Source organism: Thermostichus sp. MS-CIW-37 (assembly GCF_054060065.1).
The window spans coordinates 26,202-49,718 of record NZ_JBSSCV010000013.1 but is presented as its reverse complement, the minus strand read 5'-3'; the positions used below and the strand labels follow the sequence as shown (position 1 = coordinate 49,718).

The 23,517-nt window shown below is 58.4% G+C and carries 34 protein-coding genes; 12 read left to right on the top strand and 22 right to left on the bottom strand.

The window, feature by feature from the left end; genetic code table 11:
• Positions 1-153 precede the first annotated feature (153 nt).
• The 5 genes from ACVWYZ_RS07695 to ACVWYZ_RS07675 all read left to right on the top strand — a co-directional run bounded on the left by ACVWYZ_RS07695 (position 154) and on the right by ACVWYZ_RS07675 (position 2,758).
• The gene (locus tag ACVWYZ_RS07695) at positions 154-558 is read left to right on the top strand and encodes an SHOCT domain-containing protein (RefSeq protein WP_457466691.1); all 405 of its coding nucleotides are present in this window, start codon (positions 154-156) and stop codon (positions 556-558) included.
• 134 nt (positions 559-692) lie between these two features.
• Positions 693-1,151, top strand: a complete 459-nt coding sequence (locus ACVWYZ_RS07690) for an MAPEG family protein (RefSeq protein WP_011434188.1) — start codon at positions 693-695, stop codon at positions 1,149-1,151.
• A gap of 151 nt (positions 1,152-1,302) precedes the next feature.
• Complete coding sequence (locus tag ACVWYZ_RS07685; RefSeq protein WP_011434187.1) at positions 1,303-1,572, top strand: hypothetical protein; 270 nt, start codon at positions 1,303-1,305, stop codon at positions 1,570-1,572.
• A gap of 36 nt (positions 1,573-1,608) precedes the next feature.
• Complete coding sequence (locus tag ACVWYZ_RS07680) at positions 1,609-2,289, top strand: energy-coupling factor ABC transporter ATP-binding protein (RefSeq protein WP_414331746.1); 681 nt, start codon at positions 1,609-1,611, stop codon at positions 2,287-2,289.
• Positions 2,290-2,545: 256 nt separating this feature from the next.
• Positions 2,546-2,758, top strand: coding sequence for a CP12 domain-containing protein (locus ACVWYZ_RS07675; protein WP_011434185.1), 213 nt, complete (start codon positions 2,546-2,548; stop codon positions 2,756-2,758).
• 240 nt (positions 2,759-2,998) lie between these two features.
• On the opposite strand, the gene ACVWYZ_RS07670 is transcribed toward ACVWYZ_RS07675, so the two are convergent.
• A complete protein-coding gene (locus tag ACVWYZ_RS07670) occupies positions 2,999-3,802 on the bottom strand; it encodes an FTR1 family iron permease (protein WP_457466690.1) in 804 nt (267 codons plus the stop codon).
• 49 nt (positions 3,803-3,851) lie between these two features.
• The gene (gene msrB / locus ACVWYZ_RS07665) at positions 3,852-4,343 is read right to left on the bottom strand and encodes a peptide-methionine (R)-S-oxide reductase MsrB (RefSeq protein WP_414344252.1); all 492 of its coding nucleotides are present in this window, start codon (positions 4,341-4,343) and stop codon (positions 3,852-3,854) included.
• A 291-nt stretch (positions 4,344-4,634) separates the two neighbouring features.
• Between msrB and ndhN the strand changes: the two genes are divergently transcribed.
• From ndhN to ACVWYZ_RS07630, 7 genes are all read left to right on the top strand, one after another.
• Positions 4,635-5,078, top strand: coding sequence for an NAD(P)H-quinone oxidoreductase subunit N (ndhN, locus tag ACVWYZ_RS07660; protein ID WP_414417381.1), 444 nt, complete (start codon positions 4,635-4,637; stop codon positions 5,076-5,078).
• 88 nt (positions 5,079-5,166) lie between these two features.
• Positions 5,167-6,207, top strand: coding sequence for a Light dependent period protein LdpA domain-containing protein (locus tag ACVWYZ_RS07655; protein WP_414413168.1), 1,041 nt, complete (start codon positions 5,167-5,169; stop codon positions 6,205-6,207).
• Between the two features lie 54 nt (positions 6,208-6,261).
• On the top strand, positions 6,262-8,148 hold the full coding sequence (locus ACVWYZ_RS07650; protein WP_457466709.1) for a R3H domain-containing nucleic acid-binding protein: 1,887 nt from the start codon (positions 6,262-6,264) through the stop codon (positions 8,146-8,148).
• Between the two features lie 237 nt (positions 8,149-8,385).
• Positions 8,386-8,955: a Uma2 family endonuclease gene (locus ACVWYZ_RS07645; protein WP_414422398.1), complete on the top strand. Its 570-nt coding sequence runs from the start codon at positions 8,386-8,388 to the stop codon at positions 8,953-8,955.
• Between the two features lie 235 nt (positions 8,956-9,190).
• Positions 9,191-9,643 (top strand): QcrA and Rieske domain-containing protein, encoded by a 453-nt coding sequence (locus ACVWYZ_RS07640; RefSeq protein ID WP_414330183.1) that lies wholly within the window; start codon positions 9,191-9,193, stop codon positions 9,641-9,643.
• Between the two features lie 93 nt (positions 9,644-9,736).
• Complete coding sequence (locus ACVWYZ_RS07635; protein ID WP_457466689.1) at positions 9,737-10,885, top strand: glycosyltransferase; 1,149 nt, start codon at positions 9,737-9,739, stop codon at positions 10,883-10,885.
• Positions 10,886-10,963: 78 nt separating this feature from the next.
• On the top strand, positions 10,964-11,833 hold the full coding sequence (locus ACVWYZ_RS07630) for a PRC-barrel domain-containing protein (RefSeq protein WP_457466688.1): 870 nt from the start codon (positions 10,964-10,966) through the stop codon (positions 11,831-11,833).
• Between the two features lie 144 nt (positions 11,834-11,977).
• On the opposite strand, the gene ACVWYZ_RS07625 is transcribed toward ACVWYZ_RS07630, so the two are convergent.
• The 20 genes from ACVWYZ_RS07625 to rplB form a co-directional block, all read right to left on the bottom strand.
• Positions 11,978-12,958 (bottom strand): alpha/beta fold hydrolase, encoded by a 981-nt coding sequence (locus tag ACVWYZ_RS07625; RefSeq protein WP_457466687.1) that lies wholly within the window; start codon positions 12,956-12,958, stop codon positions 11,978-11,980.
• A gap of 23 nt (positions 12,959-12,981) precedes the next feature.
• A complete protein-coding gene (gene infA, locus ACVWYZ_RS07620; protein WP_011434173.1) occupies positions 12,982-13,206 on the bottom strand; it encodes a translation initiation factor IF-1 in 225 nt (74 codons plus the stop codon).
• A 130-nt stretch (positions 13,207-13,336) separates the two neighbouring features.
• Positions 13,337-14,110 (bottom strand): type I methionyl aminopeptidase, encoded by a 774-nt coding sequence (map, locus tag ACVWYZ_RS07615; protein ID WP_414344308.1) that lies wholly within the window; start codon positions 14,108-14,110, stop codon positions 13,337-13,339.
• A gap of 38 nt (positions 14,111-14,148) precedes the next feature.
• Positions 14,149-14,730 (bottom strand): adenylate kinase, encoded by a 582-nt coding sequence (locus tag ACVWYZ_RS07610; RefSeq protein ID WP_011434171.1) that lies wholly within the window; start codon positions 14,728-14,730, stop codon positions 14,149-14,151.
• On the bottom strand, positions 14,730-16,028 hold the full coding sequence (gene secY / locus ACVWYZ_RS07605; RefSeq protein WP_457466686.1) for a preprotein translocase subunit SecY: 1,299 nt from the start codon (positions 16,026-16,028) through the stop codon (positions 14,730-14,732). The genes ACVWYZ_RS07610 and secY overlap by 1 nt, the downstream gene beginning before the upstream one ends.
• Before the next feature lie 152 nt (positions 16,029-16,180).
• Positions 16,181-16,633, bottom strand: a complete 453-nt coding sequence (gene rplO / locus ACVWYZ_RS07600; RefSeq protein ID WP_414355942.1) for a 50S ribosomal protein L15 — start codon at positions 16,631-16,633, stop codon at positions 16,181-16,183.
• Between the two features lie 38 nt (positions 16,634-16,671).
• On the bottom strand, positions 16,672-17,208 hold the full coding sequence (rpsE, locus tag ACVWYZ_RS07595) for a 30S ribosomal protein S5 (RefSeq protein WP_414344276.1): 537 nt from the start codon (positions 17,206-17,208) through the stop codon (positions 16,672-16,674).
• Positions 17,209-17,226: 18 nt separating this feature from the next.
• On the bottom strand, positions 17,227-17,595 hold the full coding sequence (gene rplR, locus ACVWYZ_RS07590) for a 50S ribosomal protein L18 (protein ID WP_414355943.1): 369 nt from the start codon (positions 17,593-17,595) through the stop codon (positions 17,227-17,229).
• A 7-nt stretch (positions 17,596-17,602) separates the two neighbouring features.
• Positions 17,603-18,148: a 50S ribosomal protein L6 gene (gene rplF / locus ACVWYZ_RS07585; protein WP_414355944.1), complete on the bottom strand. Its 546-nt coding sequence runs from the start codon at positions 18,146-18,148 to the stop codon at positions 17,603-17,605.
• 33 nt (positions 18,149-18,181) lie between these two features.
• Positions 18,182-18,592, bottom strand: coding sequence for a 30S ribosomal protein S8 (rpsH, locus tag ACVWYZ_RS07580; RefSeq protein ID WP_011434165.1), 411 nt, complete (start codon positions 18,590-18,592; stop codon positions 18,182-18,184).
• A gap of 59 nt (positions 18,593-18,651) precedes the next feature.
• Positions 18,652-19,194 carry a 50S ribosomal protein L5 gene (gene rplE, locus ACVWYZ_RS07575; protein WP_414355946.1) on the bottom strand — a complete coding sequence of 181 codons (543 nt, stop codon included), beginning with the start codon at positions 19,192-19,194 and terminating at the stop codon, positions 18,652-18,654.
• A 68-nt stretch (positions 19,195-19,262) separates the two neighbouring features.
• Positions 19,263-19,661 (bottom strand): 50S ribosomal protein L24, encoded by a 399-nt coding sequence (gene rplX, locus ACVWYZ_RS07570; RefSeq protein WP_457466685.1) that lies wholly within the window; start codon positions 19,659-19,661, stop codon positions 19,263-19,265.
• Positions 19,661-20,029 (bottom strand): 50S ribosomal protein L14, encoded by a 369-nt coding sequence (rplN, locus tag ACVWYZ_RS07565; protein WP_011434162.1) that lies wholly within the window; start codon positions 20,027-20,029, stop codon positions 19,661-19,663. The genes rplX and rplN overlap by 1 nt, the downstream gene beginning before the upstream one ends.
• Positions 20,026-20,277, bottom strand: coding sequence for a 30S ribosomal protein S17 (rpsQ, locus tag ACVWYZ_RS07560; protein ID WP_011434161.1), 252 nt, complete (start codon positions 20,275-20,277; stop codon positions 20,026-20,028). Before rpsQ ends, rplN begins: the two co-directional genes overlap by 4 nt.
• Positions 20,277-20,498, bottom strand: a complete 222-nt coding sequence (gene rpmC, locus ACVWYZ_RS07555; RefSeq protein ID WP_011434160.1) for a 50S ribosomal protein L29 — start codon at positions 20,496-20,498, stop codon at positions 20,277-20,279. Before rpmC ends, rpsQ begins: the two co-directional genes overlap by 1 nt.
• 13 nt (positions 20,499-20,511) lie before the next feature.
• Entirely contained in the window at positions 20,512-20,979 is a 468-nt protein-coding gene (gene rplP / locus ACVWYZ_RS07550; protein WP_011434159.1) for a 50S ribosomal protein L16, read from the bottom strand.
• A gap of 58 nt (positions 20,980-21,037) precedes the next feature.
• Positions 21,038-21,787 (bottom strand): 30S ribosomal protein S3, encoded by a 750-nt coding sequence (rpsC, locus tag ACVWYZ_RS07545; RefSeq protein WP_414355948.1) that lies wholly within the window; start codon positions 21,785-21,787, stop codon positions 21,038-21,040.
• Positions 21,788-21,823: 36 nt separating this feature from the next.
• Positions 21,824-22,195 (bottom strand): 50S ribosomal protein L22, encoded by a 372-nt coding sequence (gene rplV, locus ACVWYZ_RS07540; protein WP_414355949.1) that lies wholly within the window; start codon positions 22,193-22,195, stop codon positions 21,824-21,826.
• Positions 22,196-22,239: 44 nt separating this feature from the next.
• The gene (gene rpsS, locus ACVWYZ_RS07535) at positions 22,240-22,521 is read right to left on the bottom strand and encodes a 30S ribosomal protein S19 (RefSeq protein ID WP_011434156.1); all 282 of its coding nucleotides are present in this window, start codon (positions 22,519-22,521) and stop codon (positions 22,240-22,242) included.
• A gap of 66 nt (positions 22,522-22,587) precedes the next feature.
• Positions 22,588-23,472, bottom strand: a complete 885-nt coding sequence (gene rplB, locus ACVWYZ_RS07530) for a 50S ribosomal protein L2 (RefSeq protein WP_414374544.1) — start codon at positions 23,470-23,472, stop codon at positions 22,588-22,590.
• Between the last annotated feature and the right edge of the window lie 45 nt (positions 23,473-23,517).

Sequence of the window (23,517 nt, the reverse complement as noted above, 5' to 3'; positions counted from 1 at the left end):
CCGAACCGCCCCCATCAAGTATAGGCGGCGGGATGCTGCTCAAAAATCTTCTGAGGTTGGATCCAAGTTCCTGAGCCCTGTGCGGCCAAAACTGAGCTAGCTTAATGGCACATCTAGCTGGTGCAGTCTATGGCCGAGAGCAGGGGCCCTGATATGCCCCCACAGGAACGTCGGCGGTTGGTCCGCGAGGTGGCCGGCTGGCTGGCGATGCTGGGGGTGTTCATTCCAGGGTTGCAGCGCTTCTATATGAGGCACCAACGCTGGGGCTGGGGCTACTTGGTGGTGGGGCTGATGGTGTTCGTTCCTTCCATCCCGCTGCAGATCCTCAGCTACGGGGTACGCGCCCTTTGTTTGCTGGAAGGGCTGTGGATCCTGACCATGAGCAATACCGATTTCGATTTTCGATTCAACCGAGAGTTGATCGAGCTGGAATGGACCAGTGTGGAAGGGCGAGAAGCCCGGGATCCCGAACAGCAGTTGGAAAGCCAGTTGAAACAGGGCTTGATCACCCGCGCTGAATATGAGGAGCGCCGCCGGCAAATCCGCAAGATTTCCTGACGCAAGCATCTGCCTGGATAGACAGCCCGATAGATGGATAATGGTTCTGGTGTTGATTTTCCCGGCAATAGCTCCTGCCCGAGCTGGGCTCCTTCCTCTCCCCTGTTATCTTGCACCGCCCTTTTGCCTATCTTATGTTGCCAAATCCTCCTCTCGTAGCCATCCCCCTGTTCTCTATTGCGGCAGCCATGCTCTTGGTCTATCTGCCCATGGGGGTGGTGGGCTATGCCCGTGCCCGCGTTGGCTACGACCTGCATGCTCCTCGGGCTATGTTTGATAGGCTACCTCCCTACGGGCAACGGGCCACCTGGGCCCACGCCAACGGGTTTGAGACCTTTGGGATGTTTGCGGCAGCAGCGTTGATCGCCTACATCACCGGTCCTCACTCGGATCCCTGGTATTTTGGCCTCAGCGGAGATGAAGGGGTAGCTGTGCTGTGTGGGGTGTTTCTGCTGGCGCGGCTGCTCTACAACTTTTTCTACATTGCCGATATTCCCATTGGGCGATCCCTCTCCTTCTTGGCGGGATCCCTGGCCACGTTGGGCCTGTTGCTGATTAGCCTGCTGCCTTTTCTCGGCACCGGCCTGGCCTAATCTGGCGAGAGAAACTCCCCCGTCATTTGTTGAGCCTGCCGGTACCCTGGCCCAACCTGCGATACTGGAAAAGGACTTCGTCCTGCTGTCGCCAACGGCGTCCTCTGGGTGCCTCTCTTTTGTCCCACGGCCCACTACGCAACGGTCAGCCATGTACACTCTGGAACTGCTCCTGAAAGGGAACCCTGCCCCCATCGTTGTCCACCAAAAAGAGGAAGAAGCGGCCAACCGGGCCTACCAAAGCATCGTCAATGCTCTGCAGAGTGGATCCCCTCAGAGTTTGGAGCTGACCTGCGACCGCACCGGCAAAAAGGTGTTTCTGCTCACCGGTGAGTTGTGTGGCGTGCAAATGACTTCTAAGTCGGGCAGCGCCAGCCCCATGGGAACCCGTCCCGGTTTTTTGGCCCAGTTGCAAAGCTGAGGACAGCTCTTTATCCCTCTGCCGCAAGGGATCCCCATGTCTGAGGTGGCCATTCGGGTGGAGAGCCTGACCTTTGCTTGGCCGGAACGTCCGCCGGTTTTGCAGGCGTGCAGTTTTGTCATTCCCAAGGGCCAGTTGTGGATGCTGTTGGGGCCCAATGGCAGCGGCAAGTCCACTTTGTTGCAACTGTTGTCCGGATCCCTGACCCATCCCCAGCCCCTTTCGGGCCACCTGGAGATTCGCGGTCGGCTGGGCTATGTGTTTCAAAACCCGGATCACCAACTGTTCATGCCCACGGTGGGAGCCGATGTGGCCTTTGGCTTGGGAGCAGAGGCTCTGACCTTGGCGGAAATTCACCAGCGGGTGGAAACAGCCTTGGAGCAAGTCGGATTAAAGCACCTGATCCGTCGGCCCATCCACGGCCTCAGCGGCGGACAGAAGCAACGAGTGGCAGTGGCAGGGGCTTTGGCCCGGCGCAGTGAGGTGCTGCTTTTGGACGAGCCGACAGCCCTGTTGGATCCCGACAGCCAGGCGGATTTGCTGCGGTGCATCCGGCAACTGGTGGATCAAGAAGGCATCACCGCCCTTTGGGTAACCCATCGGCTGGCGGAACTGGAATGGGCAGATGGGGCGATTTTGCTCTCGGAAGGTCAAGTGCGTCAACAGGGATCCCCAGAGCAGGTGCGGCAACGGATTGAACAACTGTTTGGAGCCTGAGGGATCCCTGCGCATCCTGATCCCAAAGAGATCGCGAAAGCGCAGCTGCACCCCCCTGCCGTCACTGTTTAGAATAGGTAATGTATCCGGTTGATCAATTCGGTTGGCACAAGGTCATTATCCTGAACTTATTCCCCGTCTGGATCGGCTGGTTTCTACTTGTTGATCCGGGATTACGCTGGATCCCTGCAGATTTGCGTCAGCCGGTTACATCAGCGGGCCACCGGCCCCATCTAGTCTAAAGGAGCTTGAGAACATGGGACTGTCTGAAGTGATCGCCAAAGAGCTGGAAAATGCTCGCAACGTCTGCTCTGAGTACGGCGAAGGGGATCCCCACTGCCGTGCGGCCTGGGATGCGGTTGAAGAAGTGCTGGCAGCTCGCAGCCACCAGCCGAGGACTCCCAGCAGCCTAGAGCAGCACTGCGCTGAAAACCCAGATGCTGTTGAATGCCGGGTCTACGATACCTGATTCTCGGGAACCCCACAGAGTGGATGCTCTCTGTCGATTCCGTAGCGATCGACAGGGTTTCCTACTGGGGATCTCCGACAAAATCCAGCAGCCTGCCGGATCCTTATCCGGTGGGTTTTGCTTTTCTGGGTTGGAAGGCGTGACTGGGTGCAGCCTTTTGGTTGCCATCCATCGAAACCAAAACCAGGACTCATCAAGCTCAAGGCTGGTGGAATCCCCAGTGCCGGTGGAGAGCGTTTTTCACGAAGAAAGCCTCTGAGCAGAATCAGCCCGCAGCCATTGCCTCACCCACAAGGCGAAAGCTATTCCCAGCAGCACCAGTTGGGGGAGCAGCGTCTGCCAAGTGGGATATATGCCCAGCCAGCGCAGCTTTGGGATCCCGACCAGGGGGGTGATGGGCAGCCAGTCCGCCACCTGTAGAGCGTGCAAGCCACTGCCCAAAAACTTAAAGCCCAAGTAGAAAATCAGCAGACTTAGACCCCGGAAAAAAACTCCCAGCGGCAATTTCAGCCCCACCTGCAGCAGCAAGATCGCCACCGCCACCAACACCAGGGATCCCAGGCCGATCCCCGCCCAAAAATCTTTTGCCGAGAGGGAAGAGGCCAACCCCACATAAAACAGCACCGTTTCCGCCCCCTCGCGAAACACCGCCACAAAGGCCAGAAAAGCCAAGGAAAACACTTGACCGGTGGCCAGTGCCGCCTGCGCCTGTTCCTGCACAAAGGTTTGCCAAGAAACCACTGCAGCCCGGCGGTGCAACCAAAGGCTGACCGAAAACAACAAACCTGCTGCCGCCAGCCCGGTGATCCCTTCCAGCACCTCTTGCCGCGTGTGGGTGAGCATCTGCTGGAAAAACAGCTTCACCAGCAGGCCGAGCATCGCCGCTGCCAGCAAGCCTGCGGATCCCCCTAGCCACACCCAGCGCTTCTGAGCCGATTGCCCGCTCTTGCTCATAAGGGCCAGCAGTGCCACCAGCACCAAGAGAGCTTCCAGGCCCTCCCGCAGCAGAATCGAAGCAGCATCCAGGAACGTGTAGTCCGACATGGGCTCACCCAGACAGGCGGCTCAGTTGTAGCTGGAGCCAAGAGGATTTCTAAGTGGTGGCTGGGATGAACTTGAGGGCAGCAGAATTGATGCAGTAGCGCAAACCCGTGGGTGGGGGGCCATCCCGAAACACGTGCCCCAAATGCCCGCCGCAGTTGGAGCAGTGGACTTCCGTGCGGGGCACAAACAATTTCCAGTCCGTCTTGGTACCGATCACATGGGGAGCAATCGGCTCCCAAAAGCTGGGCCAACCGGTGCCACTGTCGTACTTGGCCGCTGAGGAAAACAGCTCCTGCCCACAGCCGGCACAGACGTAGATGCCCGCAGCTTTGTTGTCGTAGTAAGCGTTGCGGAAGGGGGGCTCAGTGCCCTCTTGGCGCAGCACATAGTATTGCTCTTCGGTGAGCAGTTGCCGCCACTCGGCGTCGGTTTTGGTGAAGGGATAAGTCTGTTGGGCCATTGCTCTTTGCTCTCCTGCCAAGCTGAGGGGTGCTGTGACGAACCCGGCCACTGCCGAGGTCAATAGCTCGCGTCGTCGCATCGTGAGGTTCATCTGTCGTCGCTGTGTGAGTGACAGGGAGGCGATCCCTGCTCAGAGGGATCCATCCGTCTTCGTCCGCCACCGCTGGGTTGAGACTTGCGAGTAGGTCATCTATATCTTAACTCTTCTTTACGTTCCCTCCTGCAAAACAGGGAAGTAGGCAAGTATTCTTCTATGGGTTTTCTATGGCTTCTATCGACAGCTTCTATCCCCGGCTTCGGGCCCGCTCCCGCTACAATGAGCTCACGTGGGCTGCTTGTCCAACCCTAGACGAGTCATGGAGTTTTTCCTATGCTGCTGGTCGGCTCAGGTGCAAAGTTTGTGCAGCAACTGGAGCAATCTGGAGCTTTGGCCATCTTTGTAACCCCAGAAGGGGGGTCCGAAGGACATTACCTGCGGCGGCTGCGCGGAGCCGGGTATGAGGTGGTCACGCTCTCCAGCAAGGGAATCGGGGATCTGGCCAGCTATTTGACGTGCATTCATGGGGTACGGCCTGCCACATTGGGCAAGTCGGAGCGGCGCACCTATTTTTTCCCGGCGTTGATCGAGCAGTATCGGGCCACCTTGCCCCCAAAAGCTAAGGGGTTGGTGTTCTGGTTTTACGAAGGGCATGTGTTCAGCCAACAGGAACTCTCCTACCTGGTGAAGCTGAGTCGGGAAGACAAGGGAGTGAAGTTTGTGGTGGAACTGGGCCGAGAACGGTCAATTCGTTGGCAACCTCTGCAGAGCGCCTGAACCTCTCTTCAGGATCCTGGAAATTTCTTTGCTACCATCTCAAGTAGATGGCCTGCGGCTCAGATTTCCATCCTGCTAGCGGCTTCTTGTGCCTGTGACCTTGCCAACCGCCTCGCTGCAACAGGGTACCTGGTTTAAGTTGATCTGCGGTGCAAGTTTCCACCACTTGCCCTCGGTTCGGGAGCTGGCTTTCCTTTACACGCTGGCCGGGGCAGATTGCATTGATGTCGCTGCCGATCCGGCCATAGTGCGGGCCGCTCAACAAGGGATCCAACGGGCACAAGCCGAAGATCCCCAGGCGGGATCCCCTTGGTTGATGGTCAGCGTCAATGACGGTGAAGACGTGCATTTCCGCAAGGCGGTGCTGACGGCTCCTGTTTGTCCTGCCGACTGTCCTCAGCCTTGTCTGGCAGTTTGTCCCCCTCATGCTTTGACCCAGGCAGCCCTTCCTGCTCAAGTCCACATCCAGACAGAGCTGTGCTACGGCTGTGGGCGCTGTGAGCCGGTTTGCCCCCACCGGCGCATTGCCACCTTCGGCTACCAGGTCGCTTTGTCAGAAGTTTTGCCGCCTTTGGTCGAGCTGGGCATTCAAGCGGTGGAGATTCACACCTGCATCGGTCGCCAGAGGCCATTCGAGGAATTGTGGGGATCCCTGAAGCCCTGGCTACCTCAGCTCCAGGCCATCTCGATTAGCTTTAACGATGGTCCGGGCCTAGAGGCTTATTTGAGGGATCTGCTGGCCCTCATGGATCCCTTGCCGGAGGTGTTGATCTGGCAGGTGGATGGCCGGCCTATGAGTGGGGATATTGGAGCTGGCACCGGCAAAGCTGCCCTAAAGTTGGCCGAGAAGGTACTGAATATGGGTCTGCCAGGCTATGTGCAATTGGCAGGAGGAACCAACGCCCAAACGGTGCCGCTGTTGGATCCCCGGTGGCCGGTGGCGGGGGTAGCCTTCGGCAGCTACGCGCGACAGTTGGTGTCAGCCTATCTGGAAGGGCCAGCCCACAGCTCATCGGAGTCAGGATGGAATCCCGGATTGGCGGCAGGGATCCCGTTGGCCAAGCAGTTGGTGCAGCAAGTAAAGCGGCGATCCGTTGCTTTTAGGCAAACCTGTTTTTCCTGCGTTTAACGACGTTGCTCAGCCATGAGTTTCCCCGTACAGCCCTCAACCCCAAGTCCGTCGATGGATCCGGAAAGTGCTCCGCACCGCTTACGTGAACGTACCGGCTTTCCCGGCCAGGTTCAATACAGCGACGACCTGAGTAAGCTTTTGGATATCCTGCCTGCTCCGATTCGTGAGCGCCTAGAACAGCATCCCCACTTGGATCGGTTGGTGGAGGTGGTGCTGGATTTGGGTCGCCGCCCCGAAGCCCGCTTCCCCGGCTTTGCCGATTACCTTTCAGAAGACGTGATCACCCGGGCCGACTTGGATCAGGTGATCAGCCGGGTTGGAGAGTTCAGCAGTGACAACCGCGCAGGCATTGCCTCTACCCTGCACCGGATCAGTGCCATTCGCAACCGCCAAGGCACGATCATCGGCCTCACCTGTCGGGTGGGTCGCTGCGTTATCGGCGTGATCAGCATGATCCGCGACCTGGTGGAACAGGGGCGCTCTATGCTGTTGCTGGGCCGACCGGGGGTGGGTAAAACCACGGCCTTGCGGGAGATTGCCCGTGTGCTGGCCGATGAGCTGGGCAAACGAGTGGTTATTATCGACACTTCCAACGAGATCGCCGGCGATGGAGACGTGCCCCATCCGGGTATTGGTCGGGCCAGACGGATGCAGGTGGCCAGCCCAGAGCTGCAGCACAAGGTGATGATCGAGGCAGTGGAAAACCACATGCCCGAAGTGGTAGTTATCGACGAGATCGGCACCGAACTGGAAGCCTTGGCCTCTCGTACCATTGCCGAACGGGGGGTACAACTGGTGGCCACTGCCCATGGCAACCGCATCGACAACCTGATCAAAAATCCCACCCTCTCCGACTTGGTGGGCGGGATCCAATCGGTCACCCTGGGAGATGAAGAGGCGCGGCGACGGGGCTCTCAAAAGAGTGTGTTGGAGCGCAAAGCCCCCCCCACGTTTGAGATTGCTATAGAGATGCTGGAGCGATCCCGCTGGGTCATCCACGAAGATGTGGCCGCCACTGTGGATCGTCTCTTGCGCAACCGCGAGCCGCTGACCCAAACCCGCAGTTTAGACGAACACGGCCAGGTGGTGATAGTGCGGAGCACCGCTGGCGCAAACGGGCGCCCGGCTCTATCTGGCCCCCAATGGCCCCCTGCCGGCAGCACAATCTCCGCAGCACGGGAGCGGGGAGGATGGCAACGCTCTGGACGGATGGAAGCTCTGCCTTCAGAGCCGCTTGAAAGTCGCTCGCAGCAGCAAGGAGAATCGGGTTTGCTCCTGGAGAGGCGAGAGGACTCTGTCCCGCTAACGCCGGCGGGATCCCGTCCTGCCCCTCAGGTGGTGGCCGAATCCAGAGTAGAATCCGGCTCTGACGAAGAAGAAGATTTGGACTGGGAGGGATCCGCCCTAGCCCCGACAGGACGGCAGCAGAATCCAGATGGGCCGCTGATGATCTACCCCTACGGAGTGAGCCGCTTCTACCTGGAGCAGGTGATCCAAACCCTGAAACTGCCGGCGGATGTCACCAAAGACCTGGATGGGGCGGACATTGTCTTGGCCTTGCGATCCCAAGTGCGTAGCCGTTCCAAGATCCAGCAGATGGCCCACTCCCGCCAGATCCCGATTCACACCGTCAAGGCCAATACTCTGATTGCCCTGGCTCGCGCCCTGCGCCACATCCTCAACATCGAAAGCGAAGAGGGATCCGATTCCGACCTGGAGCTGTTCATTCGCGCCAGCTCAGGCGATGAAACCGAAGCTCTGGAAGAAGCCCGCCTGGCGGTGGAGCAAATTGTCATTCCCAAGTCTCAGCCGGTGGAACTTTTGCCCCGTTCGCCTCTGATCCGCAAGCTCCAACACCAGTTGGTGGAACATTACCACCTGCGGGCCCAAAGCTTTGGCGAAGAGCCCAACCGCCGCTTGCGCATCTATCCCAACTAGCCCCACACGATAGCTCAACCGATAGTTCAGCTCCGTAGAAGCTCTACCCATTGAGCCGTCGTGGCCAGAGAGGGAGGACTCCGTCCCGCTTCTGTGAACGGGATCCTGGGCTAAGATTTGGCTACGCCAAGTGTGGTTCCCGCCGTTGCGACAGCGCTGCAGGTGTCGGCCCAGTGCCGTAGGTATAGCCGCAGGGTGCCCTGGGCATAGCACCATCCATTGCTATAGGGATAGCTAATGACTGCCACAGAAGTACGCTGGACCACTCGGGATATCGAGGCTCTTCCAGAGAATGAATGGATCCGCTACGAGATCATCGACGGAGAACTGCTGGTGACTCGCTCTCCTCATCACAAACATCAGCACATTATCGGGTGTTTGTTCTCCGCACTGCATCGGTGGTCGCTAGAAACAGGATTGGGAGAACCCTCAATCATGCCAGGGATCCTCTTTTCCGAATTTGATAATGTGTCTCCCGATGTTGTTTGGGTTAGTTATGAGCGGCTATCACAGATTCAAGATGAAGCAGGACATTTTCGGGGTGCCCCTGAGCTGGTGGTTGAAGTCCTATCACCTGGAAAAGTTCATGAGGATCGAGACCGCTTGGCAAAACGGAAACTCTACTCTGTGCATGGGGTGCAAGAGTACTGGATCGTCGATCGGTTGGCTCAGAGGGTAGAGGTGTATCGCCGACAACAGGCCCAGTTGGTCTTGGTAGAAACGCTGTTGGCTCAGGATGCGTTGTCTTCCCCCCTGTTGCCCGGCTTTGTCTGCACGGTTGCTGAGCTGTTTACCTCCCGACCCTAGGCTCCAGGCGTACAACAGCCGAAAGGGATCCCATCCCATCGGCCAAATCAATGAAGCAACCAAGATGCCTGCTGCTGCGTACTCTAGCCGGAAAAAGTGCGGCTTGGCCCTGGGCGAAACCGTTCTGGTGTAACAAAATGTTAAGGGCAGCATTTGCACCGGGATCCCTTCTGAAGGGGCCGGTCTTTTGCTGGCTCATGACCTACATTTCGCACACCTCCAAGGACACATAGCCATGTACAACAATCGTCGTGGTTTTCTTCGCTGGCTGGCTCTCGGTTTTGGCTCGTTGGTGGGTTGGTTACCTGGGTTTACCCGGCGCCGTTTTGCCCTGGCCCAGGGAACTGCTTCTGGCTCTAAGGCTTCTGAGCCGGAGTTTGTGAAAGTTGCCACTCTGGCCGATCTCAAAGATGGCCCCTTCAAGGTGGAAAACGCCTTTGGGAAAAACACCGCCACCCTCTGGCTGGTCGGGGATCCGCAAAAAGAAGATTCTCTGCTGGCTTTGGATGCCGCCTGTCCCCATGCGGGGTGTGATGTGAACTGGCGGGGGGAGAACTTTGTCTGCCCCTGTCATGGCTCGGCTTTTGCTGCCGATGGCAGCCGTACCCGTGGCCCGGCCAAGGCAGACCTGGCCATCTACAAGGTCAAGGTGGAGAAGGGAGAAATTTTTGTAGCCAAAGCCTCATAAAGTTCTGGGCAGGCTGGGGGCTCTGAGACCAGGCAGAAGGAGTCGGGTATCCGGATTGAGAAGATAATGGGCTGAGCTGCCGAGACTCTCCCGATGGCTCGTCCCTACCGCTATCTGTTCCTCTCCACCCCTGTTGGACCTCTGGGATCCGGGGCCGGTGGTGGTGTGGAGCTCAATCTTGCCAACCTGACGCGTGTCTTACTCCAGATGGGATCCCAAGTGCGGGTGTTGGCCCCTGTGGGATCCCGAATGGCGGAGTTGCCGGAGGAGGTGATCGAGCCGGTGGCGGGCCTTCCCCCGGCCTATGCGCAAACCCAGCGCCGCGATCAGCCGGTTCTGATCCACACCCCCTCTCTGCTGGCCAACCTGTGGCAGCGGGCTGCCCACCTGCAAGATCAGTTCGATCTAATCGTGAACTGGAGCTACGATTGGCTCTCGTTTTATTTGACGGATTTTTTCCGCACCCCGGTGGCCCACATTGTTAGCATGGGATCCCTCAGCGATGCCGTCGATCAGGCTCTAGAGCACATTGCCCATCGCTACCCTGGTCGGCTGGCGGTGCATTCGCAGGCGCAAGCCCAGACCTTTGCCTTTGCCCGAGCCGAGATGGCGGCAGGTCGGGATCCCTTTGTCTATCTGCCCTGCGGGGTGGATCTGCGCCTCTACGACTTTGTGCCCCAAGGGAATGGATCCCTGTGTTGGATTGGGCGCATTGCCTCCGAAAAGGGCCTGGAAGACTGTGCTGCCCTAGCCGAGAAGACGGGAAGGCCGGTGGTGATCCTAGGCCACCTGCAAGAGCCAGGCTACTGGCAGCAGATCCAAGAGCAGTACCCGCATGCCCAATTGGATTACCGAGGGTTTTTGCCCACCCCGCAAATGCAGCGGATCTTGGGGCAATGCTCAGCCTTGATCATGACCCCCAAGTGGGTGGAGGCCTTTGGCTTGGTGGCGGTGGAAGCTTTGGCCTGTGGCGTGCCGGTGATTACCTACCGCCGGGGTGGGCCCGCGGAAATTGTCAGCGATGGAGAAACCGGCTGGATCGTCGAGCCGGACAACGTGGCAGCTTTGGCAGAGGCTGTAGAGCGCCTAGATCACATCGACAGGAGCCGCTGTCGGCAACGGGCAGAAGAGCACTATTCCCTGGGCGCGATGGCAGAGCAGTTTCTGGCCTGGAGCAGGCAGATTGGCCGGGATCCCACCTGGGCAGCCCGCGAGGGAGGAGACAGGCAGTGGTACTATTAACTTACTTAATTCTGGCGAACTGTGTCAGACACGCAGCCCAACAACGGGAACGTTTTGACTTACGACGGGGAAACCATCATGACGACTGGGAAAGGATCTGTTGCGCTGGTGCGATCAGAGGTTCGTCGGCGGTCACAGGTTCTGGGAACGCAGGTGATCAGCCAGGGCAACGCAGCCCGGCTTGGGGTAGTCAGCGAAGTTTGGGCAGATCTGGAAGCCAAGCAGGTTCTGGTGCTGGGGGTGCTGGAAAAAGCCCTTGCCGGATCCCCCCGTTTGATGGAGCTGCGGCAAGTAACAGCGTTGGGTCAGGATGCAGTTCTTGTCCCCAGCGAAGAAGTTTTCGATAACTTGGATTTGGAGGGCCTGAGTCGCGTGGTTGGCAGCGAGGTGGTAACCGAAGAAGGGATCCGCCTTGGCAAAGTTAAAGATTTTGAGTTCAACTCCGTCTCCGGCATCATCACGGGCTTGGTGCTCTCCAACCTTGGCCTCACCTTTTTACCTGGCTTTATCCTCAGCACCTATCTGCTCTCCACTGACGAGATTGTCTCTGTGGGCGGGGATCGCCTTATTGTTGCCGATGGCGCCGAGACCCGCCTAACCCAACTGGCCAAGGGGATTTTGGAAACCCTGGGAATCGGCAAGCCCCCTTGGGAAGCCGGAGTTAGCCCTGCTCCTGCCCTGCCCAGTGCTGTCGAGAGTTCCGCCGTCGAGGAAGATTACGAAGAAGAATACGACGAGGAATACGAAGCCGAAGAAGAAGACGTTTACGCAGAAGAAGAGCCTGAACCTGAGCCGCAGCCTGTGCGTCCACGCCCGCCTGAGCCCGCACCCGCCCCCGAACAACCGGCTTGGGAACAGGAGTATGCCAAAGAAGAGACCCCTCCCCCTTCCAGCTCCACTCCTGTGGATGGTGATCCCTGGGAAGATAAGGCCGGGGAGCCCACTTGAGTTGCCGGACTCGTACCAACTCCCCTCTGCGCTCGGGATGGTCACGTCAACCGAGAGCACGGCCCTTACCCCTGGCGCTAGGGCTGCTTCTTGCGTCAATCCCCAGCTGTTTTCTTCCAAGGGGCAAAGGGATCCCTCATCTGTCTATCCCGGTAGAGCAGGATCGGCTTCGGCCAAGAAGCGCAAAGCCACCGACAAAAAGGTCTGCGGCGCTTCAATGTGCGGAAAAGCAGCCCCTGGCAACCGGTATATCGGCACCTCCGGGCGCAAAGCGCGATACCGCTCTGCCTGTTCTGGGCCGGCGAGACGATTTTGTTCTCCCCAGACCAGAACCATGGGCTTGGTCACCACGCGAAAGTCGTCTTGGATGGGCAAATTGAGCTTGCCGGTGAGAAAAGAACGGGGGGCAAATTGAGCCCCCGCTTGGTGAGCTGCCCGGTAATAGTAGTCCACCACCGCCTCATCCAGGGCGTAGCTGGGGGAGAACAAGCTCTGCTCTGTAAACAAGCGTACACTCCAGGGGGCGGTGATGCCGTTGTAGAAGGCCAACCCCAAAACGGGCAGGCTGAGGAATCCATAGGCAATCTGGGCCAAAGGGATCCCGAGGGCATCGGGGATGAGGCTGTTGTCTCCCAGAGGGGCGATGAGCAGCAGCTTCTGCCAATTGTGGGGCTGTAGGCGGGCCGAGCGCAGCACAAACCCTGCCGAGAGGGAATTGGCAATGACGTGACACGGTCGCCCGATCACCTGCTGGACAAAATCCCCGATCATCTCGGCATAGAGGCTGCCGGTGTACTCCAAATCTGGACGTTCTGAGTTGCCCCACCCCAACAAATCCAGAGCATAGACTTGATGGTGCTGCCCCAGCTCCGCCATAATGGCACGAAACTCATAGCTGGAGGAGCCTGCCCCAATGCCGTGCAACAACAACAACGGCTGGCCGGATCCCATGACCTTGTAAAACAGGCGATGGCCGCGCCAGAAGTGATGCCTTTCCTCTCCCGGCAGCAGGCTCTGCAGAGGCTGAGTTTGGGAAGAGATCCAAGCGTTGAAAACGGCTAGAGCACCCAACCCGCCGACTGTAGCCCAGAGGCTGGTCTTGAGAACTTGGCTCAGCTCCTTCATGCTCAGCAGCCCGGCTGGGGAACTTACTTTTTCTTAAGGCGGTAGGTGATGCGCCCTTTGTTGAGGTCATAGGGGCTCAGCTCCACCTTAACCCGGTCGCCGGGCAAGATCTTGATGTAGTTGCGGCGAATTTTGCCGGAGATATGAGCGAGCACGTTGAAGCCGTTGTCCAGATCCACTCGGAACATGGCGTTGGGCAGGGATTCCGTAACAACCCCCTCCATTTCAATGGCATCTTCCTTAGACAATGAGCCCTCCCAAAAACGACATAACAAACAACAGAACAATCCACAGCCGCGACGACACGCGCTGTTAAGAAATGAAAATATACTCCATCTCTTCTATCCTAACCGTTGCAGTCCTTCATCAGGGGATCCCTTAGGACTGAAAAGGCGTGCGATCGGTCAAAATTTCTGCTCCAGACTCGGTGACCAAGACCGTGTGCTCAAACTGAGCTGACCAAGAGCCATCTACTGTGACCACCGTCCATTGGTCTGGCAACACTCGGGTTGCCTCTCCCCCCGCATTCACCATCGGCTCAATGGCCACTGTCATGCCGGAGCGCAGCTTGGGATTGGGCAGATCGCGGGTGCGATAGTTGGGAAATTGCGGCTCCTCGTGCAGGTTGCGCCCCACCCCGTGACCAACATACTGCTTCACCACCGAGTAGCCCCGCCCCTCGATGTAATCTTCAATGGCACCCGAGACATCCTGAAGCCAAACGCCGTGGCGCACACAGTCGATGCCCGTCTGCAGGGCCTTGGCCGCTGTATCGATCAGATCCCGGGCTGCGTCGCTCAGGGGTTCCAGGCCGATGGTGATACAGGAGTCCGCATGCCAGCCCTCGACGATGGCGCCAAAATCCACTTTGACCACATCTCCCGGCTGCACCACTTTGCGGGGACTGGGGATCCCGTGCACCACCTCATGGTTGACACTGACACAAACGCAGGCGGGAAAGCCGTAGTAGCCCTTGAAACTGGGCAAAGCATTGAGTTGGGCCACCCGTCTCTCAGCATAGGTATCGATATCTGCCGTAGTCCAGCCCGGCTCTAGGCGCTCCGCGATCTCCTGCAATACTTGGGCCACCACCCGACCGGCCCGCCGCATTTTCTCCACTTCGCGGCGAGATTTGATCTCAATAAGCTGCATGCCCCGCCGCTGGGAGGGATTTCCAGTTCCTGCTCTGATCACGCCGTCCTCCTGAAGCCTTCCAAAAGAGCCTGCAGATGTTCCTGTACGGATTCCATCGGCTGGTTGCCGTTGACCCGCTGCAAGCGTCCCTTGGCCTCATAAAAATCAATTAGGGGAGCCGTCTGCTGCCGATAGACCTCCAGACGCTTGAGAATCACCGACCGATCCGCATCATCGCTGCGCCCCTGTTCCTTGCCCCGGGCCAGCAGCCGGGCCACCACCACCTCATCCGGCACCTCCAAGTTGAGGACGTAGTCATAATCTTGGCCCAGCTCCTGCAGCAGTTCTTCCAAGGCCTCTGCCTGGGCTAAGGTGCGAGGAAATCCATCTAGGATCCAGCCCTGCTCTGGAGATTGCTGCAACTGCCCCTTCACCATTCCGATCAGCACCTCGTCAGGCACCAGCTCTCCCGCATCCATGTAAACCTTGGCCTGGCACCCCAGGGGCGTTTGGGCTTTCACCTCGGCCCGCAACAGATCGCCTGTGGAAATTTTGGGCGTGTGGTAAATGGCCGCCAGCCGCTCCGCCTGTGTACCTTTGCCCGCCCCCGGCGGCCCCAGAAAGATCAACCTCGGCACTACTGTTTGACCATCCCTTCGTAGCGTTGTGAGATGACATAAGTCTGGATCTGCTTGGAGGTCTCGATCGCCACCCCCACCAAAATCAGCAGCGAGGTCGCCCCCAAACCTTGGAAAGTGGTGATGCCGGTTGCCCGTTCCACCGTCGTCGGGATGATGGCCACCGCGCACAGGAACAAAGCCCCCAGCAGCGTCAGGCGGTTGAGGATCCCTTCGACATACTCGGCAGTGGCCTTGCCCGGGCGTACCCCTGGAATGCTGGCCCCCATCTTCTTCAAGTTTTGAGCCAGATCCACCGGGTTGATGAGCAAAGAGGCGTAGAAGTAGCTGAAGAAGAGGATCAGCACGAAATAGAAGGGAATGTAGAACCAGGAGGTGGGGGATAGGAAGTTGGCCACCTGCACCAAGGTCAGGTTTTGGGTGTACTGGGCCAAGGCCAAAGGCAGAGACATCACCGAGTAGGCGAAGATGATCGGCATCACCCCCCCTTGGTTTAGCCTCAGGGGCAGATAGCTTTTCTGCTCGCGGAACAGCTTGTTGCCCACCTGGCGCTTGGCGTAGACGATAGGGATCTTGCGGCTGCCTTCTTGGACAAAGACAATGCCGACAATGGTGACCAAAAAGATTGCCAGCAACAGCAAGATGCCACCGATGGTGCTGCTATCGGCACGGGCCAGGCTAATAGTCTGTCCGAGGGCACGGGGCAGAGTGGCAACAATGTTGACGAAGATCAAGAGCGAAGGGCCACTTCCCACCCCTTTCTCCGTGATCATCTCTCCCAGCCACATCACAAACATGGATCCTGCCGCCAGAGCCAAGGTGGTGGAGGCCATGAAGGCCAACTCATTGGTGGTACTGGCAAACTCCCGCACCCAAAAGGAAATGCCAATGCCCTGGATGATGGCCCAGCCCAAGGTGACATAGCGGGTGTATTGAGAAATCTGCCGCCGCCCCTGTTCTCCCTCGTTTTTCTGCAGGTTCTCCAAGGCTGGAATGGCCGAGATCAGCAACTGCATGATAATTGAGGCATTGATGAAGGGCAGGATCCCAAGGGCGAAAATTCCCAAAGCAGAAATCCCCCCGCCGGAGAAGACATCCAGCAAGCCAAACACAGGGCTGTTGGCAGCTTCGGCAGCAAAGCGGGCCCGATCGATACTGGGAATGGGGATGTAAATGCCCAGTCTGACCAACAGCAGCAAGCCCAAGGTGAGAAACAGACGGCTGCGCAGGCCAGAGGCCATAGCCATCTGCATAAAGGTCTCTTGGGCAGAGGGGGCGGAACCTCGTGTGTCAACCATAGGGAAGAGAATCTCGCAGGAGCAAAGGGCAAGGTTAGCTATCTACCACTCTACGCTGCTGGTGGAGCAGTCGGCAAAATCAAAGCAAAATCAAAAAAGTGCAACTCAGCGCCACCCGGCAGAAGCCGGCCAGAGCAACAGGAAGAAGGGGTTTAGGATCCCAAAATCTCCACCCGACCTCCGGCTGCCTCGATCTTGGCTTTGGCTGAAGCGGTAATAGCCGCCGCCCTGATCGTCAGGGGCACGCTGACTTCCCCATCCCCCAAGATCTTTAGCGGGCCATCGTTGGTGGTGACGATCCCTCGTTCCATTAAGCTTTGCAGGCTGACCTCGCTGCCGGCAGGCAGATCCGCCAAGGCGCGCAGGTTGACCAGGGTGTATTCCAGACGCCGCGTGTAGCGGGGGAAATGCTTAAGCTTGGGCAAACGCCGGTAGAGGGGAGTCTGCCCCCCTTCAAAGCCGGGTCGTGTACCACCCCCCTTGCGGGCCTTTTGCCCCCGCATCCCCTTGCCACAGGAGGCCCCCTGCCCGGCAGAAACGCCACGACCTAGCCGCCGCCGCCGCCGCGTCGAACCTGCTTGAGGCCGAATGTCTTCCAGTCGCATGTCTACCTCTAGCTCACTTGCTCAATATCACCTGTCCATCACTTGCCCAATAGGCGGCGCACATCGATGTCTCGGTCTTGGGCCACCTGCTTAAAGGTACGCATCCGCCGCAGCGCATCGATGGTAGCACGGGCATTGTTGAGGGGGTTGCTGGATCCCAGTTGCTTGGCCAAGCTGTTGCGTACTCCTGCCAGCTCCAGAACGGTGCGGACTGCCCCCCCTGCGATGACGCCTGTGCCGGGAGCTGCTGGCATGACCAAGACGGTGGCACCGCCGCCTGCCCCCTGCATGGGATGGGGTACGGACAAACCTTTGGTGAGGGGCACCTCAATGAGGTGCTTTTTACCGTCCACAACCCCCTTGCGTACTGCTCCAATCACGTCGTTGGCTTTGCCTACGCCAACCCCGACTTGGCCGCGCTCGTTGCCGACCACCACCACAGCGCGGAAGCTCAACTTCTTGCCGCCCTTGACCACCTTGGTGACGCGCCGAATCTGGATGACCCGCTCTTGCCACTCCGTGGGCTGCTCTTCGCGGCTTTTCTTGCTTCTGCGACGTTCCCTCTGCTCAGCCATGTGCTGTGTCCTCAGTAGCTAGAACTGTAACCCTGCTTCTCGGGCAGCTTCTGCCAGGGCTTGAACGCGCCCGTGATAAAGCTTGCCCCCCCGATCGAAAACCACGCGGGAAATGCCCATCTGTAAGGCTCGTTCGGCAACTGAGCGGCCCACCAAGGCAGCCGCTTCTTGAGTAGCCGTCCCGGTTTCTTTGAATTTTTCGCGCAGCTCCCTGTCCAAGGTGGAGGCGGAGGCTAAGGTATGCTGGGCTACATCGTCGATCACCTGGGCGTAGATGTGTCGATGGGAGCGAAACACGGCCAGGCGAGGCCGCTCGGCAGTGCCGAAGACTTTGCGGCGAATGCGCCGATGACGACGTTGGGTGGTGATTTTGCGGCTGGCTTTCATAGGCTATTCACTTCTTCGCTTTCCCCGATTTACCTGCCTTGCGGCGAACTTGTTCCCCTAGATAACGGATCCCTTTCCCCTTGTAGGGCTCTGGGGGCCGGACGGCTCGGATACGGGCGGCAGTATTGCCCACCAGTTCTTTATCTGTGCCTGAGACAACAATGATGTTGTTTCCCTCAACGGCAATTTGGATGCCAGGGGGAAAGGGGATCTCCACAGGATGGCTGTAGCCAACGTTCAAAACCAACTTGCTGCCTTGGATGGCAGCCCGGTAGCCCACGCCCACCAATTCCAGCCGCCGCTCAAATCCCTTGGATACTCCATCGACCATGTTGGCGACCAAGGTGCGGCAAAGGCCGTGGAGTTGGCGGGCAGGCCGAGAATCGTTGAGACGGCTGACTGTGAGCGTCTGAGCGTTTTGCTGGACTGTGATCAAGGGCGGTAAACTGCGGGACAGTTGACCTTTCGGGCCTTTCACTGCAATGTGTTGGCCGTCGATCTGGATCTCCACCTTGGCAGGAAGGGCGATGGGGCGTCTACCAATACGGGACATGGGAAAAACTCCTGACCAGAGAAAACTTAATGTCTAGTAGACAAGGCAGAGGACTTCGCCGCCAATGCCCTGCTTACGAGCCTCCCGGTCGGTCATAATGCCGTTGGAGGTGGAGATGATGGCAATTCCAATTCCTCCCAGCACTCGGGGCAGCTCTTTGTGGTTGCGGTAAACCCGCAGACCCGGTCGGCTCACCCGCTTTAGACCATTGATGATGGGCCTGCAGTTGCGGCCTTTGCCTTTGTACTTCAATCGCAACACCACCCGGGCTTGGATCCCTTCTCCCTCCTCTTTCCATTCGCTGACAAACCCTTCCTCATGAAGAACGCGAGCGATGCTGCGGGTCATGCGTGTGGCCGGAACTGCCACCGACTCGTGCCGAGCCATGGTGGCATTGCGAATGCGGGTGAGCATATCGGCGATCGTGTCGTTGGTGTGGGCCATCGGTGGGTCAGTGCTCCTCGGAAGATCGATGCAGATCAAGAAAAGTCAGGGTGGGCAACCTAGGAGGCAAAGGGCATGCCAAACGCTTTGAGCAGGGCACGGCCCTCTTCGTCGGTTTTAGCAGTGGTCACAATTGAAATATCCATACCTCGCAACTGATCTACAGAGTCATAGTTGATTTCGGGAAAAATCAGTTGTTCGCGGATGCCCAGGGTGTAGTTGCCTCGTCCATCAAAGGCTTTGGGGCTGACGCCGCGGAAGTCACGGATACGGGGCAGAGCAATGTTGATCAGGCGATCCAAAAACGCATACATGCGCTCCCGCCGTAGGGTTACCATCAGGCCAACCGGCATGCCCTTGCGAATCTTGAAGCTGGCAATTGCCTTTTTGGCGCGGGTGATCACCGGACGCTGACCGGTGATGGCGCTGATCTCGGCAATGGAAGATTCCAGAGCCTTGGCATTTTGGGAAGCTTCCCCCAAGCCGCGGTTGATGACGATCTTCTCCAGGCGGGGCACCTGGTGGATGTTGGTGTAGCCCAACTCCTTTTGCAGCTTGGGGACGATGACGGTGTTGTAGAGGATTTGCAGACGTTGGGGCATGGTGGCTTCTCCTTGCGGCTCTGGGCTGGGTCAGAGCCAGACCAATGATGGAAAAAAGAATGTAATGCCTAGTCGAGGATCTCGCCTGTTTTCTTAAGGACGCGGACTTTGCGACCATCGGCGGTGATTTGATAGCCGATGCGGCTGGCCACTTCCTGCTTCTTGGAATAGGCCATCACTTTGCAGACGGGAATGGGGGCTTCCTTGGTCTCAATCCGGCCACTTTCCCCTTCTCGCTGAGGTTTGCAGTGGTAGGTAACAATGTTAACCCCTTCCACCAAAACCATGTTGCGTTCGGGAAAGACCCGCAGCACCTCGCCGATTTTGCCTTTGTCATCGCCGGAGATCACCTGCACGGTATCCCCTTGCTTGATACGCATTTTGTAGCGCAGGCTGTTGCGGTGCTTGCGAATGCCCGGTCGCCGAACTAAGCGCCGAATTTGGCTGGGTTTGAGGGGGCGAACCATCAGAGTACCTCCGGGGCCAGGGAGATGATCTTGGTGAAGTTTTTCTCCCGCAGCTCGCGGGCTACAGGGCCGAAAACACGAGTTCCACGGGGATTGCCATCATTGTTGATGATCACGGCAGCATTGTCGTCGAAGCGGATGCACATGCCGTCAGGGCGACGTACCGTATCGACGGTGCGGATAACAACGGCCTTGACAACATCGGATTTTTTGACGGGCATGTTGGGCAGGGCATCCTTGACGACACCAATGATCACATCGCCCAAGCTGGCGTAGCGACGGCCACTGCTGCCCAGCACGCGAATGCACATCATCTTGCGAGCACCGGTGTTGTCGGCCACCGTCAGCATAGTTTGCTGCTGAATCATAGTTTCTTCACCTCCCTCAGGATTTCGGCAACTTGCCAACGCTTGGTGCGGCTAAGGGGACGGGTTTCCGTGATGCGCACCAGATCCCCTTCTTGACAGCGGTTTTCCTCGTCGTGGGCCTTAAACTTCTTGGTCTTGACGACGATCTTGCCGTACTTCGGGTGAGCAACTCGATTTTCCACAGCAACAACCACCGTTTTTTGCATCTTGTTGCTGACAACAATGCCAATCTTCTCCCGAACAGCCATTACTCCTCCTTGGTTGGGCGTTTGCCCCGCTTACGCTCTCCCTCCACAGTTAGTAGTTGCGCCAGCTTGTGTTTGCGCAGCCGGATGAGATGGGGCTGGTTCAACTGCCGCGTGGCCTGCTGCAAACGCAGCTCAAACAGCTCTTTCTTGACGGCGTAGATTTCGTTGCTCAGCTCTTCGTCCGATAAAGCACGGGCATCAGCAATTTTGGGCATGGGCATGGCTGAACTCTCCTCATACACTGCTGGTGGCCACCTCTGAAGCCGTTGCCTGGGCGGGCTCTGGCTTTTCAAAGTCGGCTTTGGTTACAAACTTGACCTTAATGGGCAGCTTCTGGGCGGCAAGGCGCATGGCCTCGCGGGCGATGGGCTCTGCCACTCCCCCCATTTCGAAGAGGATACGGCCTGGCTTGACGACACAAACCCAGTACTCAGGGTTGCCTTTGCCGGATCCCATGCGGGTTTCCGCGGCTCGCTGAGTAACGGGCTTGTCGGGAAAGATGCGAATCCAGATTTGGCCACCCCGCCGAACATAGCGGGTCATGGCCCGACGGCTGGCTTCGATCTGTCGAGCTGTAATCCAGGCGGGTTCTAGGGCCACAAGGCCGTATTCCCCAAAGTTGATGCGGTTGCCACGGGTCGCTTTGCCTTTCATGCGCCCGCGCTGCTGCTTGCGGTATTTGGTGCGTTTGGGGCTTAACATGGCCGTTCCTCAATCATGGGTAACTGATGGGGATCCCTGGGCATTGCCAAACCGGCGGTCAAGCCTCTGCTTGAGCCGAGCGATCTTCAAAGGTGGGCCGCCGCCGCTGCTGCCGACGTTTGGGCTGTTGCAGGGGAAACTTTTGTTCGTGACGTTCCTGCCCGGGCAGAACTTCCCCTTTGAAGACCCAAACTTTGACTCCGATGATGCCGAAGGTGGTATGGGCGAGGTGCTCGGCGTAGTCGATGTCGGCCCGCAAGGTGTGCAAAGGGATCCGCCCCTCCCGCGTCCATTCGGTGCGGGCGATCTCGGCCCCGTTGAGACGACCGGCAATTTGGATTTTGATCCCTTGTACGCCTGCCCGCTGGGCCCGTTGGATTACCTGGCGCACGATGCGGCGAAAAGCAATCCGCCGTTCCAACTGTTGGGCGATATTTTCCGCCAGCAAGGTCGCTTCGGCGTCGGCACGGGTGACCTCTACTACATTGATGCGAATGGTTCGTTCGCCGCCACCTCGTGAACTCAGCTCTTTTTGCAGACCTTGGCGCAAAGTCTCTAGGCCGGATCCGCCCCGACCCACGACCACCCCAGGGCGAGCAGCGCGGATCTCTAGGTCAATTTGATCTGCTTTGCGTTCAATTTGGATATCGGCCAAGCCAGCACTGCTCAATTGCTGGGTCAGGTAGGTGCGAATCTGATCATCCTCCTGTAACAGGGCTGGATAGCGGGCCGGATCGGCAAACCAGCGGCTGCGATGTTCTTTAATCACGCCGAGGCGGAAACCGGTGGGGTGGATCTTCTGTCCCATGGTGGTTAAGGGGTAGAGGTCTGGGAATACGGAAGGTTAGGAAGCTGTCACCACTTCAGCTCCTATGGGCCGGACGGCGATGGTGATGTGGCAGGTGCGCTTGCGAATGGGGTAGGCCCGCCCTTGGGCGCGGGGGCGAAACCGTTTCAGCACAGGACCCTGATCGGCGTAGGCTTGGCTGATCACCAGATCCCGGGGATCCAGGCCGTTGTTGTGCTCTGCGTTGGCCACCGCTGAGCGCAGCACCTTACGAACCGGCTCACAGGCAGCGTAGGGCATGAACTCCAGCAGGATGAGGGCATCGGCATAGGTGCGCCCGCGGATCTGATCCAGCACCCGCCGCACTTTGAAGGGGGACATGCGGATGTAGCGGGCTACCGCTTTAACCTCAGGGGATGAATCAGCCATGGCGCTCTCCCTCCTGCTCAATACTGTCCTACTCGTTGTTTATCTCAACGGCGGGCGGCTTTTTTGTCGCTACCCGCGTGGCCACGGAAGGTACGGGTGGGGACAAATTCCCCCAGCTTGTGACCCACCATCTGGTCAGTGATGTAGATGGGCACATGTTGCTTGCCGTTGTGAACAGCGATGGTGTGACCGATCATGACCGGCAAGATGGTGCTGGCCCGCGACCAAGTCTTGATCAGGTGTTTCTCGTTGCGCTCGTTCATCTTCTCCACCTTGAGAAGCAGCTTGGCATCCACAAAGGGGCCTTTTTTCAGCGAACGTCCCATAAGAACCTCAACCGTTTGATAAGCAATTCACTGTCGAAAAAGCTTCGGGGAGCGAATGGCCAGCGGCTACTGAGCAGCCCTTCCGCCCTTGTCCCGGCGGCCTCCGCGACGGCGACCGCGCACGATGAATTTGTTGCTGGGCTTGTTGCGTTTGCGGGTCTTGTACCCCAGGGTGGGCTTGCCCCAAGGGGTGACAGGGGTACTGCGGCCTATGGGGGCTCGCCCTTCCCCGCCGCCATGGGGATGATCCACAGGGTTCATCACCGAGCCACGCACCTTAGGACGGCGCCCCAACCAACGGCTACGACCCGCCTTGCCCAGGCTGATGTTGTTGTGGTCAACGTTGCCCAGTTGGCCGATGGTGGCGTAGCACTCGCCGCGGATCATGCGGACTTCGCCGGAGGGCAGCTTGAGGGAGACATATTTGCCTTCTCTGGCCACCACTTGAGCGCCAGCCCCGGCGGCGCGAACGATCTGCCCGCCGCGACCGGGATACAGCTCCACATTGTGAACCACCGTTCCCAAGGGGATCCGCTCCAGGGGCATGGCATTGCCGATCTCAAAGGGGGCCTCTGGCCCGGCCATGATGGTGGCTCCCACCTGTAGGTTGCGGGGAGCGAGGATGTAGCGTTTCTCGCCGTCTTCGTATTCCACCAGGCAGATGTGGGCGCTACGGTTGGGATCGTACTCCACAGTTTTGACGGTCGCCGGGATCCCCCGCTTGTCGCGACGGAAGTCGATGATGCGGTAAAGCCGCTTGTGGCCACCACCGCGGTGCCGGCAGGTGATGACGCCACGGTTGTTGCGCCCTTTCTTGCGGTGAATAAATTGCAGCAGCGACTTTTCCGGTCTGGGCCGCTTGCCGTTCTCGTCACGGGACAGCTCCTCGAAGTCAGAGACCGTCATGTGACGGGTGCTGGGGGTGTAGGGTCGGAGAGTACGAATGCCCATGGCTCAGGTAGGGGTGGGGGACGGGACAACAACAGCTCAAAAGGG

Coding starts and splice junctions, on each gene's coding strand:
- rplO (WP_414355942.1), bottom strand. CDS start 16,633: ATGCGACTGGAAGACATTCGGCCTCAAGCAGGTTCGACGCGGCGGCGG.
- ACVWYZ_RS07685 (WP_011434187.1), top strand. CDS start 1,303: ATGTACACTCTGGAACTGCTCCTGAAAGGGAACCCTGCCCCCATCGTT.
- rplV (WP_414355949.1), bottom strand. CDS start 22,195: ATGGCTGATTCATCCCCTGAGGTTAAAGCGGTAGCCCGCTACATCCGC.
- rpmC (WP_011434160.1), bottom strand. CDS start 20,498: ATGCCCATGCCCAAAATTGCTGATGCCCGTGCTTTATCGGACGAAGAG.
- rpsE (WP_414344276.1), bottom strand. CDS start 17,208: ATGGCTGAGCAGAGGGAACGTCGCAGAAGCAAGAAAAGCCGCGAAGAG.
- rplN (WP_011434162.1), bottom strand. CDS start 20,029: ATGATTCAGCAGCAAACTATGCTGACGGTGGCCGACAACACCGGTGCT.
- rpsC (WP_414355948.1), bottom strand. CDS start 21,787: ATGGGACAGAAGATCCACCCCACCGGTTTCCGCCTCGGCGTGATTAAA.
- msrB (WP_414344252.1), bottom strand. CDS start 4,343: ATGCGACGACGCGAGCTATTGACCTCGGCAGTGGCCGGGTTCGTCACA.
- ACVWYZ_RS07650 (WP_457466709.1), top strand. CDS start 6,262: ATGGATCCGGAAAGTGCTCCGCACCGCTTACGTGAACGTACCGGCTTT.
- rplX (WP_457466685.1), bottom strand. CDS start 19,661: ATGGTTCGCCCCCTCAAACCCAGCCAAATTCGGCGCTTAGTTCGGCGA.
- ndhN (WP_414417381.1), top strand. CDS start 4,635: ATGCTGCTGGTCGGCTCAGGTGCAAAGTTTGTGCAGCAACTGGAGCAA.
- rplP (WP_011434159.1), bottom strand. CDS start 20,979: ATGTTAAGCCCCAAACGCACCAAATACCGCAAGCAGCAGCGCGGGCGC.
- map (WP_414344308.1), bottom strand. CDS start 14,110: ATGCAGCTTATTGAGATCAAATCTCGCCGCGAAGTGGAGAAAATGCGG.
- ACVWYZ_RS07680 (WP_414331746.1), top strand. CDS start 1,609: ATGTCTGAGGTGGCCATTCGGGTGGAGAGCCTGACCTTTGCTTGGCCG.
- ACVWYZ_RS07695 (WP_457466691.1), top strand. CDS start 154: ATGCCCCCACAGGAACGTCGGCGGTTGGTCCGCGAGGTGGCCGGCTGG.
- ACVWYZ_RS07635 (WP_457466689.1), top strand. CDS start 9,737: ATGGCTCGTCCCTACCGCTATCTGTTCCTCTCCACCCCTGTTGGACCT.
- rpsS (WP_011434156.1), bottom strand. CDS start 22,521: ATGGGACGTTCGCTGAAAAAAGGCCCCTTTGTGGATGCCAAGCTGCTT.
- ACVWYZ_RS07690 (WP_011434188.1), top strand. CDS start 693: ATGTTGCCAAATCCTCCTCTCGTAGCCATCCCCCTGTTCTCTATTGCG.
- ACVWYZ_RS07630 (WP_457466688.1), top strand. CDS start 10,964: ATGACGACTGGGAAAGGATCTGTTGCGCTGGTGCGATCAGAGGTTCGT.
- ACVWYZ_RS07645 (WP_414422398.1), top strand. CDS start 8,386: ATGACTGCCACAGAAGTACGCTGGACCACTCGGGATATCGAGGCTCTT.
- rplF (WP_414355944.1), bottom strand. CDS start 18,148: ATGTCCCGTATTGGTAGACGCCCCATCGCCCTTCCTGCCAAGGTGGAG.
- ACVWYZ_RS07625 (WP_457466687.1), bottom strand. CDS start 12,958: ATGAAGGAGCTGAGCCAAGTTCTCAAGACCAGCCTCTGGGCTACAGTC.
- rplB (WP_414374544.1), bottom strand. CDS start 23,472: ATGGGCATTCGTACTCTCCGACCCTACACCCCCAGCACCCGTCACATG.
- rpsQ (WP_011434161.1), bottom strand. CDS start 20,277: ATGGCTGTTCGGGAGAAGATTGGCATTGTTGTCAGCAACAAGATGCAA.
- rplR (WP_414355943.1), bottom strand. CDS start 17,595: ATGAAAGCCAGCCGCAAAATCACCACCCAACGTCGTCATCGGCGCATT.
- rpsH (WP_011434165.1), bottom strand. CDS start 18,592: ATGGCCCACACCAACGACACGATCGCCGATATGCTCACCCGCATTCGC.
- rplE (WP_414355946.1), bottom strand. CDS start 19,194: ATGCCCCAACGTCTGCAAATCCTCTACAACACCGTCATCGTCCCCAAG.
- ACVWYZ_RS07670 (WP_457466690.1), bottom strand. CDS start 3,802: ATGTCGGACTACACGTTCCTGGATGCTGCTTCGATTCTGCTGCGGGAG.
- ACVWYZ_RS07675 (WP_011434185.1), top strand. CDS start 2,546: ATGGGACTGTCTGAAGTGATCGCCAAAGAGCTGGAAAATGCTCGCAAC.
- ACVWYZ_RS07640 (WP_414330183.1), top strand. CDS start 9,191: ATGTACAACAATCGTCGTGGTTTTCTTCGCTGGCTGGCTCTCGGTTTT.
- secY (WP_457466686.1), bottom strand. CDS start 16,028: ATGGTTGACACACGAGGTTCCGCCCCCTCTGCCCAAGAGACCTTTATG.